Genomic DNA, 12,139 nt, shown 5'->3' on the forward strand with positions numbered 1-12,139 from the left:
GTCGGCCCTTGCGGTTCGATGGTCGCGCATTCCGTGTGTCCAAAGTAGTCCCCACCACTTGAAGTAACGGACATCACTTTGGACACCGGCTTCAACTCTGTCCATGCGGCCACGAAATGACGCTTACCGCCCAGCAAGCCGCCTCCCTGACGCGCCTGGTTTCGTAGATGGCCTGGTAGCCACCGTACGCGTCGGCTTGCAGCGTACCGTTGAACGACTCGAGGTGCTGCTGTGGATGGATGCCCTTGCGATCCGGCGTATAGGCGAACCACACCGCCGGCGGCGTCACGTCGGCCGATGCACGATCATCGCGCACGTACACCCACAGGCGACCGGTCTTCGTCTTGCCGTTCCCCGGTGCAAGCACTGGAACCGGCGTGTCGTCGGCGTGCAGTTTCGTCGCTGACATCACGTGACGACGCAGTGTTTCAACGAGCGGCTGCAGCAACGTCGCCGCGTGACCGACCCACTTCGCAAGCAGCGAGCGATCAAGCTCGACGCCTTCTCTCGCGTACATGACCGACTGCCGGTAAAGCGGCACGTGGTCTGCGAACTTCGAGACGAGCACGTGTGCCAGCAGCCCTGGGCCGGCGAGACCGCGTTCGATGGGACGACTCGGTGCAGGCGCCTGAGCGATGTGGTCGCAACACACGCACGCAAACTTCGGGCGCACATGACGGATGACCCGGAAGCTGGCCGGCACGTACTCAAGCTGTTCGGCGACGTCTTCGCCCAGCGGCTTCATCTCGCCGCCACACTCCGCGCACCTCCCGGCAGATTCGGGCAAGTGCGTCCGGATCTCGCGCGGCAGATGTTCAGGCAGTGGCTTGCGCGGCGCCTGTTCCACAGCGGTGCGCGGCGTCTTCTGGATTTCGACCGGCGCCGCGCCTTCGTCGGCCTCAAGCTCTTCGAGGCGCAGCTCGAGTTGCTCGATCTGATGGTCCAGTTTCTCCGACTTGCGACCGAACTGCATACGGCGCAGCTTGGCAATGAGCAGCTTCAGGTGTTCGACTTCGGCGACGCGCGAAGCCAGCGCGGCTTGTTGCGAGTCGACCAGTTCTTGAAGCTTGAGCATTTGCGCGTCGCGCTCGCGCAGCGCCGCCTCCTGGCTGAGCAGCATGGCCTTCAGCGTTTCGACATCGTCGGGAAGTGGGCTCGCGCGCGTCATGCAGGCAGTTTACGCGCCGGCAGCGACGTTTACAACGCTGAGGTCGGTCGAGCCGTTCTCGCCGGTTGCCGCCAGTCGATGCCTTCCAGCAGCATTGATAGTTGTGCCGGGCTCAGGCAAATGACGCCACCATCGGCTTGAGGCCATACGAAGCGCCCCTTCTCGAGTCGCTTCATCAGCAGGCACATGCCATCGCCGCTCCACCACAGCACCTTGAGCAGGTCGCCACGTTTGCCGCGAAACACGAAGAGGTGTCCGCAGAATGGATCGCGTTCAAGCACCGTCTGCACCTTGGCGGCGAGACTGTTGAATCCGGCCCGCATGTCGGTCACGCCGGCAGCCAGCCACACACGCGTGCCGACTGGAAGACCAATCACGTCTCGGCCTCGGCAGCGGCACGCAACGTACGTAACACGACACGCAGCGTGGCTGCGTCGGGCGTGCCCTCGATACGCACGCGTGCGATGCCGACGCAAATCTCAATCACTCCCGCGACGACCGGCTGTGCCTTGTTCTGCGACTGAACGGGCAATGCAGCCGCCGCGCTCTCAATCGTGCGTTCCTCGTGAGTCACTTCAACCGGCAACAGTGTCGGCGGCTCATACTGCCCAGCCTGATAGGCTCGGCGCCATTTGAACAAAAGATTCGTATTGAGCCCGTGTTCCAGAGCGAGTCGTGCGACCGAGACACCCGGTTCACATGCCAGCTTTGCGAGTTCTCGCCGAAACCCAATGGGGTGGTTGGGGGTGCCTTTACGCGTCCGTCTTGCCGCTGTCGCTATCTCAGGTGACAAAGTAGTCTCCACCACTCGTTTGGTGGGGCCTACTTTGTCCACTTTGGCGCCATCGGTCTAGACGGTGCTCAAGCAACGCTTACGTCGCACCACGCCGTTCTCCGTGCGCTTTCTCGGCCGTCGCGTCTACGTTGCCGCAATCATGGTCGTCGTCAGTGCCACGCGCGCCAGTGCCGGCACTGCTGCCGCGATGCATCAGCTCGGCGAGCTGGGCGTGCCGCGCGCAACGATCGCGCAATGGCGGCGCTGGTGGCAGACCGACTTCGTCAGCACGCCGTTCTGAACGCTTGGGCGGGCGGCGTTCGTGCCGCCCGTCGAGACCGTGCAGGCGCCGGCGAGCCTGCTCGAGCGCTTCGCTGCGGCGTTACAGCCTGACCCGATGCTGTGCTGGCTCTCGCCGCTCACCCGCAGCAGCGCCATGAGCACCGTGCATGAGGGACGGTAGCCGCCCGCAGAACTTCTCGCTCGCCCTCTCCGAACAGCGCTTGTAGTCTCGCCTCTCCCCTGAATCGCGGCGCGGTGCGCCGCATCTTTGGAGAACGCATGACTGAACTTCACGATCTACCCGTGCGGGATCGTTGGGCGCGCTTGCGCTTTGCGATCGTCGGCCCCTTGCTTGCAGCACCGCCCGAGTCGGGGCAGTTGCGCGAACTCATCACCGCGCTGGCCGCCAGACGCTGGCGTCATCCCGTCACTGGCGACGATATCCAGTTCGGCCGCTCGACCATCGAACGGTGGTTCTATCAGGCCCGCAAGGCGCCACACGACCCGGTGGCGAAACTGCGCAAGCGCAAGCGCCCAAGTGGCGCCGGCGCAAACCTGTCGCCTCAGACGGTACAGGCGATCCGCACGCAGTACCGCGACCATCCCGGCTGGACCTGCCAGTTGCACTTCGACAACCTCAAGGTCATGCTCGGTGCGGCGAACCTGCCGTCGTACACGACCGTGCGCCGTTACATGCGTGCGCAGGGCCTGTTCCGGGAACGCCAGCCCCGGCACACGGGCGCCGGCGCGATGCTCGCGCGCGATCGCCTCGAGAAGCTCGAGGTCCGCAGCTTCGAGGTCGAGCACGTCAACGCGCTCTGGCATCTCGACTTCCATCACGGATCGCGCAAGCTGCTCATCCATGACGGCCAGTGGATCACGCCGATGCTGCTGTGCGTGATCGATGACCGCTCGCGCGTCGTCTGTCACGCGCAATGGTTTCTCGATGAGACTGCGCGCAGGCCTGATCCACGGACTCGCCCAGGCGTTCCAGCGCCGTGGGCTGCCGCGCGCTGATGACCGACAACGGTGCGGCAATGCTGCCGAGGAGACGACTGCCGGGCTGCTCGCGCTCGGCGTGCTGCATCAGACGACGCTGCCATATTCTCCGTATCAGAACGCGAAGCAGGAGACGTTCTGGGCGCGTATCGAGGGGCGCGTGATGGCCATGCTCGAAGGCGAGACCAATCTCACGCTCGAACTGCTCAACCAGGCCATCCACGCCTGGATCGAGCGCGAGTACCATCACGCGCATCATTCCGAGATCGGCGGCACGCCGCTCAAGCGCTACCTGGCCGGTCCCGACGTGCGGCGCGAGTGTCCCTCCAGCGATGCACTACGGGCCGCGTTTCGCATTGACGTGACACGAACCCAGCGGCGTTCGGACGGCACCGTGAGCCTGGCCGGCACGCGCTTTGAGATCCCCTTGGCTTACCGGCACCTGCAGCGCGTACGCCTGCGTTACGCGGGCTGGGACCTGAGTCGCGTCGATCTCATCGACGCCAACAGCGACGTCGTGCTGTGCCCGCTGTGACCATTGGACAAGGTCGCCAATGCCGACGGCCAGCGCCGTCGCATTGATGCCGTCATTGTCGAGCTGCCACCGGCCACTGCGCCCGGCATCGCACCGCTGCTGCGCCAGATGCTGGCCGAACATGCGGCAACCGGGCTGCCGCCGGCCTGGATTCCCGCTGACTGGCAGGAGGGCGCATGAGCCAACGCCTGCAAGCCCTCTACGGCCTGAAGTGGAACCCGTTCTCGCCGGAGCCGCCGCTCGAAGCGCTGTACGTGCCGCCCCGCGTCGAGAACTTCTGCTGGCGCATCGAGAACGCGCTCGTGCGCGAAGGCGGCTTCGCGATGATCCACGGCGAGCCCGGCACCGGTAAGAGCGTCATCATGCGCGTGCTGGCCGAGAAGCTCGAGCGGCTCACCGAGCTGATGGTCGTCTCGATCAATCACCCGCAAAGCAGTCTCGCCGACTTCTATCGCGAGATGGGCGACATCTTCAATCTGGAGTTCAAGGCACACAACCGCTGGGGCGGATTCCGGTCGCTGCGCGAGCGGTGGCTATCACATCTGCAGAGCACGCGCCGACGTCCGATCCTGTTGATTGACGAGGCCCAGGAGATGAGCGCGGGCGTACTCAACGAACTGAGGCTCATGGCCAGCGCTCGCTTCGATTCGCAGCCGCTGCTGTGCGTGGTGATCGCCGGCGATACGCGCTTGACCGACAAGCTGCGGCGCGACGAACTGCTGCCGCTGGGCAGCCGCATCCGATCTCGCCTGGCGACCGAGAAGGCCACGGTGGATGACCTGCTGGCCTGCCTCGATCATCTGCTCGCGAGCGCTGGCGCCCCACAGCTGATGACGCCGCCGCTGCGCCACACACTGTGCGAACACGCGCTGGGCAACTACCGCGTGCTCACCACGCCTGCCAACGATCTGCTCGCCACCGCCGCGCAGCGGGAATTGACCGAACTCGACGAGAAGCTGTACTTCGAGGTCTTTGCCCCGTCACCGCCATCCTCGCGCCGAACGCCCGCACGTCAACCCAATGGAGCAAGATGACATGTCCCGTAAAACATCACCTCACAAACCCGATGCGGCCCGACGCCTGCCGTTGCCCGAACTCTCCGACGAGGCCGCCTACATGATGCAGTTCTTCATCGAAGACTTCTATCTCTGGTTCAGCCGCGCCTACGCTACCCAGATCCGGCGCTACCGCAAGCCTTGGTACCGCGGTCCGACGCAACCGCCGCATCAGGTCGTCGACGAGCCGTTCTGAAACAACAACGGGGGCTTCATCGCCCCCGTTTTACTTCGTCCCTTGGACATCACATTTAGCTTGCCCATTGCCCCATCGATTTACGTGCTTACGCTCACTGGTTCTGCGCAGTTTGTTGTTCGTAGGCTGACACGGCGGCGGCTATGCCAGCAGGTCAGCCCTTGGCGTTGCAGGCTGCGCGACGTACGCGCTCCGCGCGCGCCGGCTGGCCCTGGGCACGCAACTGCCGCACGATACGAGGACGACGGCAGCTGCCGCGACTCGCCGGGTAGATGGTGGCGACCGCGGCGTCCAGCGCTGCATTGGCCTGAGCGCGCCTGCTCGATCCGCGGCGACGCCACTGGCAATAGCCGCTGCGCGATACATCAAGCATTCGGCACGGGCGGCTGACGCGGTACTGGTCGCGGTGGGAATCGATCCATGCGTACTTCACCGCGACCCTTTCGCGAAGTACGCCGTCGCTTTTGAGAGATTTCGATGTCCAGCTTCGCACTGGCCAATTCCTTGCGCAACCGGCTGTTCTCCGCTTCCAGCGCACTGATCGGGCGAGTTGTTCGTGCCGTGACCGCTTCGCGACCACTCGCCGGGCCAACGCCCTCGAATCGGCAGCCACGCCGCATCCAGTTCCCTAGCGTCGCCACTGGCACCCCAAGCCTTCGTGCAGCCTCGTGCTGCCCGACTGATTCGGCAAGCCTGACGGCCTCGATCATGAATTCGTCTGTGTGTTGTCGTTTCGGCACTGACCTTTCTGACATGCAACCCCTCCGTACAGTAGGAAATTAACAAAATTCCTGCTGTACGCGAAATCGAGGCACGGTCAAACCCGCAATCACTTGAATCAATTCACAAGGTCAGCTACCTCGATCACAGCCATTCCGCAGAGATCCTGGTTTGCATTTCCCACAGCGGCGGCACGGCTAGCCGCTTGCGGCGGTAGCCAGCGAGCGAGCGCCTCCTTGACTTGCATCAAAGTGCAAGCGAGCACTTGTTGGCGGAAGGCTCGGCGCATCTCCTTCGTCACACCGCGACGCTCCGAACGATCGGCTGCACTGGCGAGAGTATATGGTGCCAGAGGTTTGTCGAGTCGCTTGATGACTGAGATGATGGCTCCTTCGAGGGTCTGTTGGCTAAAGTATGCGTCCTGGATCTCGCGCACCGAGCCCGCGAAATCCGCGTAGGTGCCCGCTAGCCGGGGATCGCGAAACGAACTCATCGTAAAAAGGCCATCCTCCGCGCTATAGCTGGCCCAGCCGCCGTAGGCTCCCCCCTCTTCGCGCAGCTTGCGGTGCAGCGCAAGATGGGTCAGGAGCTCGGCGGCAACAGCGAGCGGCGCAGCATCGGGATGCTCGACACTAGGCGCGGCCCATGCAATGTGGCAATGGTTCACCTGGCTTGCCACACGCAAGGCCACGTTGGCGACTTCATGAGCACGCGAGATCGCGTCAGATGCACCCAGCCTGCCAGCCCGAGAGGGGCGCAGGTCCAATGCCTTCGAGGCCTCGAGCGACGATCCGTTCAGGCCAACCCAAATGACGCGATTGGGCACCTCCAGCAACAGCTGGTGAATGCGCTTCAGGTGGTCGGCGATAGCTTGAACGCCCTCCGGCGACTCCAGCATCTTGCCTAGCGCGGCGACGAATGGCAGAGAGGCTAGGCCGTGCACGCGGTGGGCAAATTGCCGACGAATCGAGTAGGCCGCGGCCGCGGCCAGAGAAGCGTACTGGCCGGCCGCCGCTGCTAAGCCGTTGACTTTACGCGCGACGCGCGCTTTGGTCAAAAACGAGATGCGGTCGAGTTCATCGAATCGCGGCACCAAGGTCCACGCCGCGATGGCGGAGGGGATTCCGGCTTCGTCCTCAGTCAGCGCGGAGGCATGAACGTTCAGTTGCGGCGTCAGGCTCGTGCGACCGGCCTCCACCAAGGTGTCCAGCGTCATTGAGAACGAGGACACCTGACGCTGGCGCCATCGGCCCGCTTCTTCAAATCCCAAACTACCAGTCCCGAGGTCCGGCACGATGTCGGCGTACAGGGATAGCCAGGGCCAATCGTCCTTCGGGGCCGTGCTCAGATCGAAAAGCGTGGTCGCATAGGTGATGCCGTTGGTGGCGCCACCGACGACGCTAATCGAGCTGTGCTGATGTTGAATCTCTGGCAACGCGATGGGCTCACGCCTGAGTTCGCTCGGCTGAACGCAAGGCAGTACATCGATGTTGCTTCGAGCCTTGCGGTGTTCGGCCAGAGCGGCCTCCTCGGCGCCGATCTGGCGACGCTCGTCGTCGTTCAGCTCGCGCTCCTTCAGCGCGAGCGCCTTGGCTTCCTGCGCCTCGCGCAGAGTCGCGAAGTCGGCATCTGCAATCACGTGCGTGGCCAGAAGATTCGGGTGATTGATCAGCTCACGGACGGCATGCTTGAAGAAGGCCGGGTCCTCAATCTCTTTCCCGAGTTGCTGAAGCACGGGTTCGATATCGAATGCCGTTGCGACATCGCCTCCGTTCATCAGCAAGGGTACGGCGTCAAGCAACCGGCGCAGTGCGTCTGGGATGGTGTCCCCCTGAATCTCGCGCTTTGCAAAACGCATGTCGCGCAGTGCGGTTTTGAGGACATCCACCGGAACGCCGTCAGTTGCGGCGTCCTCGAGGGCGTGCTCGATACAGCTCTTTGCTCGCTCCACCTGTGTCTCGGTCAATCCTTCCATGCCAATATGCAGCACAAGCTGGCGCAGGCCGCTGTCGACGAAATTCATCTGGCTTGGTCGGCCGAAGCCTGCCGACTGCATCGCCTTCATCACCGGCGCGGAGGCGTCGCCAAGCAAGCCGTGGCTCAGTAGCCGAAGTCGTGCAGTGGCTAGCGGGTCGGTGGATTCACCGAAGCGCCAGCTGAGCTGCAGGCCATGTTCGTCAGGGCGCGCTTGAGCCGACGGTACTCTGACCTGAGCGCGGCGCGGTGCTATCCAGTCAGCAGCCAGCTCTGGCCGACGCGCCGGGCACCGTCCCGTGCGGCGCGAGAGCACGCGCTCAACGAGCTTGGCCTGAATCTCCTTTGCCTCGATTCGACCAGCGCTCATGAACATCGCCTGCGAAGGGTGGTAGTGGCTGGCGTGGAACTCCAGCAGCATTTCGTGTGAAAGCTCCGGGATGACGAGCGGGTCGCCGCCGTAGTTCTCGGCGTAGGACGTTCCGGGGAACAGAGCCTTGTTGAGGCCGGAGTACAGGATGCTCAGCGGATCGCCAAACGCGCCCTTCATCTCGTTGAGCACTACACCTTGACGGACCAGGCGATCGTCCTTGAAGGAATGGCGCCAGCCCTCCTGACGGAAGCTAAGGTAATCCAGCTTGGGGAAGAAGGTCGCGTCAAGATAGACGTCGAGCAGATTGAAGAAGTCGGTGCGATCGGTACTCGCGAACGGATAGACCGTGCGGTCGGGGTACGTCATCGCATTCATGAAAGTCGCCGTTGAGCGCCGCAGCATTGCGAAAAACGGGTCCGCCACCGGGAAACGCTCCGAGCCGCACAGTGCAAGATGCTCGAGGATATGGGCACGCCCGTCGCTAGCTTGCGGAACCGTCGGAAAGCCCACCAGGAAAGCGAACTCGTCCTGGTCGCTGGCCAAATGTACATGACGTGCTCCGGATGCGGGGTCTAGGTATTGCTCGAGCTGCGCGCGCAGATCCGGGATGGGGTGACTGGAGATGTGTTCGAAGGAGGTCATTGTGATTCAGTGTCGGGTTGGCTGATCGATGAGGTACGGCTAAGCGCAGCGGCGCGTGGCCTGTCCTTACGTTCCACTTATGCAACGCCCCTCATTGGTCAAAGAGTTTCAAGCTGTCTAATGATCCCTACTTCGTAGAGAAGGTGCGCGATATTGTCGGGCTGTACCTGAGCCCACCGACCAATGCTTTGGTGCTGTGCGTCGACGAAAAGAGCCAGTGCCAGGCGGGCAGGGCGCTACCCGCTGTTCGCCGCCCTCAATACGGCAACGGGTGAAGTCATTGCGCAATGTAAGCCGCGCCACCGTCATCAGGAATTCCTCGCGTTTCTCAGGCATGCGGATCAGGCGGTGCCCGCACAATCTCGATGTGCATCTGATCGTCGACAACGATGCGACGCACAAGCATCCGAAGGTCAGGGTGTGGCTGGCCAAGCATACGCTACCACATGCACTTCACGCCGACGTATTTTCGCGACATTCGTTAATGTTTAGTTTCGCACACGCTCCAATTTCGTTGTTCATGGCCTCCTACCCGTGTTGACCAATGTTTGACCTACCTCAAGGTCGCCGTTACAGCCGTAGATGAATGGACTCAATTTTGCCTCTGTTGAATTTCCAGTGGGGGGTATCGTCCCGACTTCTGCATAAACACGACGAGGGCAGGTCGTGCACAGCAAGCTGTTCGAAGCCGCATTGGGCGTGAGCAATGAAATGAACGCGTCCGTGCGCCGGTCAAACCCGGCAAGGCGTTGTGAATGAAAGAGTCATACGTTGAAGGTCTAGCCAACCACAACGGCCTCGAGTCATGCGTGTGCGTCCGTAAGGGCGTAGGCGAAGCGTTGGCAGAGGTACGCATCGGCCAGGTATCGAGCTGCGAAATCCATTCCCCGTTCCGAAAGGTGCGGGCTGATCGGGGTGCCGAGGCGCTGGACGCTTGCCGAAAGCCACACCGGGATTGCCGTATTGGCAAGGCAATCCCGGACCCCGCGCGGTCGGAGACCCTGAGCACGTGCGGAAACACCTTGCATGGGAACCGGGAGATCCCGCGCCCTACTGCGTCGCGCTGGGAAGCGTTGAACGAGCATCAACATTGCGAAAACGACGAAATGAAGCCCTGCAAGCGTCTGCGGAAGTCGCTCGTAATCTCGTGCGAGCCGCCGGAAGCGATTCAACCAGCCAAAGCTGGCTCGACCACCCAGCGACGCGGCAGGAGGACAAAGCCTTTTTTCGCCTCCGGCAGCTTGATGGCCTGCCGTTCAATGCCTTCATCACGCGCGGCCTGCGTCGCGTCCTCACCTGTATGGTCTTGGTCCGCGAATGCCACCTTCACTGTTTGACCCGATACCTCCTGAACCTGGCGGGCAAGCTCGGCGACCTGCGCTCGCCCCTGCTCGTTGGCCGGCGTAATGTGCACAGCCAGCAGATTGCCCAGCGTATCGAGCGCCATGTGTACCTTGCTGCCACGCTTGCGGTTATAGCCATCGTAGCCCGCACGCGGGCCGCTTTCGCACGTGGACTGCAACGTGCGTCCATCCAGGATAACCGCGCTGGGTTGCCCCCGGCGCTCCTGGGCGATACGCAGCACCGAACGCAATTCGCTGACCATCCCATCGAAACAACCCGCGTTCAGCCAACGTTTGTGTTTGCTGATAGACCAGTTCCGACGGCGCGAAGTTGGTCGGCAGCATACGCCACGAGGCACCGGCTCGCGCCATCCATTTGCGTGCTCCTTCGGAGAAAACGATGTGTGCAAGCTCCGTTTTACTCCAGTCGGGCTTACTTCCGCGGCCCCCCCACATAGCATCTAATGCGACACACAACCGTCACGGATCCCAACATCATTGTTGGCATGCGGTCAGGCGCCTGAGCGCGTTGCACGAGGCAGCACCGTTGCGGCATGTAGAACCTCCACCGAGATCGACCGCAGCGGCGCCTCGTCAATGAAACGGTCCAGCAGTTCGCGCACGTCGTGGTCGATGAAATCGGCGCGGGTTGTGTCGACGATGAGAGTCGCCCGATCCGGGATATGCGCAAGCATCTCCTTGAGCGCCACCTTGCCGAGAAACGACACATCCTTGCGAAACGAGAGCAGGAAATGGTCGTCGTGTCGCGCGAGGGCAATAGGCCGATGCAGATTCGCCCACAACGCGAGCGCGGCGCTGCACAGCACGCCGAGGACAATTCCGGTGAGCAGATCGGTGGCGAGCACCCCGGCAATCGTTACAATGAATGGCGTGAACGCTGCCGCTCCCTGTTTCGCGAGCATAATGAACAGCGACGGTCTGGCGAGCTTGATGCCGGTATGAATGAGAATGGCGGCGAGACTCGCGAGCGGAATCAGGTTGATCGCATCCGTGAGCGCGAACACGCTGACGAGGAGTAGCACGCCGTGCACGATTGCGGAGAGCCTGCTTCGCGCGCCGGCGTGGACGTTGGCCGAACTGCGGACGATGACGGATGTGATGGGCAATCCCCCGATGGCGCCTGCCACCATATTGCCGACGCCTTGCGCTTTGAGTTCGCGATTCGGTGGTGCGGCGCGACGCTGCGGGTCGATCTGCTCGACGGCTTCGAGGCTCAGGAGCGTTTCTAGGCTGGCGACAACGGCAAGCGTCAGGGCGACGATCCAGATTTCTGGATCCACAAGGCGCGCGAAGCTCAACCCGAACTCAGCGAAATGCAAGGCGTCGTGGAGCGCCGCCAACGATTTGATGGCCGGCAACGCTACGCGGAGCTCAGGTGGCAACGCGAGCGTGGCGCCTAACGCGCCGCAAACCAGCGTCGCGCTTACGCCCGCAACTACGACGACAAGCGGCGCGGGCACGAACCGCACTAGGGCGAAGCGTCGCAATGTATGCGTGTCCCAGGCCGCAAGGATGGCCAGCGAGATGGCGGCTACAGTACAGACTATGGGCGAGATGGATACAAGCGCGCCTGCCAACGATTCGGTGTTGCCGCCCGACGTCAGACCGACTGCGAGTGGAACCTGCTTGATGATCAGCAGCAGGCCGATTGCGGCGAGCATTCCCTTGATGACGGGTGTGGGGACATACGACGCGAGCTGCCCGGCTCGAAGCGTGCCGAAGCCGAACTGGATGGCGCCCGAGAGCAGCAATGCAATAAGGAATGCAGAGAAACTACCGAGACGCGCGATGCCGTCGACGACGATCACGACGAGGCCCGCGGCGGGGCCGCTCACACTGAGGGACGATCCGCTGAGCAAGGCGACGACGATGCCACCAACGATGCCAGACACCAACCCGGCTAGCGGCTCTGCGCCGGAGGCTTTTGCAATGCCGAGACACAACGGCAGCGCGACGAGAAAGACTACAGCGCCGGCTGCGAGGTCACGTAGAAGCGCAGAAGGGAAAGCTTTCGAAGTCATGACGGAAACGAAAAATAGTGAAGGGTGAATACCGC

Annotated in this window: 7 protein-coding genes and 5 pseudogenes; 5 read left to right on the plus strand and 7 right to left on the minus strand. The window is 62.7% G+C overall.

All coding sequences use genetic code 11. The annotated features are described in order from the left end of the window. Positions 1-127 precede the first annotated feature (127 nt). The 3 genes and pseudogenes from AB4Y36_RS37255 to AB4Y36_RS37265 all read right to left on the minus strand — a co-directional run. Positions 128-1,168 (minus strand): annotated as a pseudogene (locus AB4Y36_RS37255) (IS66 family transposase); the annotation flags it as partial. 29 nt (positions 1,169-1,197) lie between these two features. Then, the gene (gene tnpB / locus AB4Y36_RS37260; protein ID WP_368685613.1) at positions 1,198-1,518 is read right to left on the minus strand and encodes an IS66 family insertion sequence element accessory protein TnpB; all 321 of its coding nucleotides are present in this window, start codon (positions 1,516-1,518) and stop codon (positions 1,198-1,200) included. A 23-nt stretch (positions 1,519-1,541) separates the two neighbouring features. Beyond that, positions 1,542-2,003 (minus strand): transposase, encoded by a 462-nt coding sequence (locus AB4Y36_RS37265; RefSeq protein WP_368685614.1) that lies wholly within the window; start codon positions 2,001-2,003, stop codon positions 1,542-1,544. 22 nt (positions 2,004-2,025) lie between these two features. On the opposite strand from AB4Y36_RS37265, the gene AB4Y36_RS37270 reads away from it, so the two are divergent. The 4 genes and pseudogenes from AB4Y36_RS37270 (at position 2,026) to AB4Y36_RS37285 (ending at position 5,010) form a co-directional block, all read left to right on the plus strand. Continuing rightward, positions 2,026-2,244, plus strand: a complete 219-nt coding sequence (locus AB4Y36_RS37270) for a hypothetical protein (protein WP_368661795.1) — start codon at positions 2,026-2,028, stop codon at positions 2,242-2,244. Between the two features lie 260 nt (positions 2,245-2,504). After that, a pseudogene (locus tag AB4Y36_RS37275) lies at positions 2,505-3,939 on the plus strand (DDE-type integrase/transposase/recombinase). After that, complete coding sequence (locus tag AB4Y36_RS37280; RefSeq protein ID WP_368661796.1) at positions 3,936-4,793, plus strand: ExeA family protein; 858 nt, start codon at positions 3,936-3,938, stop codon at positions 4,791-4,793. Before AB4Y36_RS37275 ends, AB4Y36_RS37280 begins: the two are co-directional and overlap by 4 nt. 1 nt (position 4,794) lies before the next feature. Then, on the plus strand, positions 4,795-5,010 hold the full coding sequence (locus AB4Y36_RS37285) for a hypothetical protein (protein ID WP_069269390.1): 216 nt from the start codon (positions 4,795-4,797) through the stop codon (positions 5,008-5,010). A gap of 155 nt (positions 5,011-5,165) precedes the next feature. Here the strand turns inward: AB4Y36_RS37285 and AB4Y36_RS37290 are convergent. After that, positions 5,166-5,765 (minus strand): annotated as a pseudogene (locus AB4Y36_RS37290) (transposase); the annotation flags it as partial. A gap of 83 nt (positions 5,766-5,848) precedes the next feature. After that, on the minus strand, positions 5,849-8,719 hold the full coding sequence (locus tag AB4Y36_RS37295; protein WP_368661797.1) for an insulinase family protein: 2,871 nt from the start codon (positions 8,717-8,719) through the stop codon (positions 5,849-5,851). A gap of 89 nt (positions 8,720-8,808) precedes the next feature. Between AB4Y36_RS37295 and AB4Y36_RS37300 the strand changes: the two are divergent. After that, a pseudogene (locus tag AB4Y36_RS37300) lies at positions 8,809-9,183 on the plus strand (transposase); the annotation flags it as partial. Between the two features lie 615 nt (positions 9,184-9,798). On the opposite strand, the pseudogene AB4Y36_RS37305 reads toward AB4Y36_RS37300, so the two are convergent. Together AB4Y36_RS37305 and AB4Y36_RS37310 are read right to left on the minus strand one after the other, a co-directional pair. Then, positions 9,799-10,461: pseudogene (locus tag AB4Y36_RS37305) on the minus strand (IS5 family transposase); the annotation flags it as partial. 113 nt (positions 10,462-10,574) lie between these two features. Further along, positions 10,575-12,104, minus strand: coding sequence for a SulP family inorganic anion transporter (locus tag AB4Y36_RS37310; RefSeq protein WP_368661807.1), 1,530 nt, complete (start codon positions 12,102-12,104; stop codon positions 10,575-10,577). Positions 12,105-12,139 lie beyond the last annotated feature (35 nt).

The sequence above is a fragment of the Paraburkholderia sp. BR10936 genome (assembly GCF_040965735.1).
GTDB classification, from domain to species: Bacteria; Pseudomonadota; Gammaproteobacteria; order Burkholderiales; family Burkholderiaceae; genus Paraburkholderia; species Paraburkholderia nodosa_A.

Excerpts from the sequence above, each read along its gene's own strand:
- AB4Y36_RS37280 (WP_368661796.1), top strand. The coding sequence starts at position 3,936 with ATGAGCCAACGCCTGCAAGCCCTCTACGGCCTGAAGTGGAACCCGTTC.
- AB4Y36_RS37285 (WP_069269390.1), top strand. The coding sequence starts at position 4,795 with ATGTCCCGTAAAACATCACCTCACAAACCCGATGCGGCCCGACGCCTG.
- AB4Y36_RS37295 (WP_368661797.1), bottom strand. The coding sequence starts at position 8,719 with ATGACCTCCTTCGAACACATCTCCAGTCACCCCATCCCGGATCTGCGC.
- AB4Y36_RS37310 (WP_368661807.1), bottom strand. The coding sequence starts at position 12,104 with ATGACTTCGAAAGCTTTCCCTTCTGCGCTTCTACGTGACCTCGCAGCC.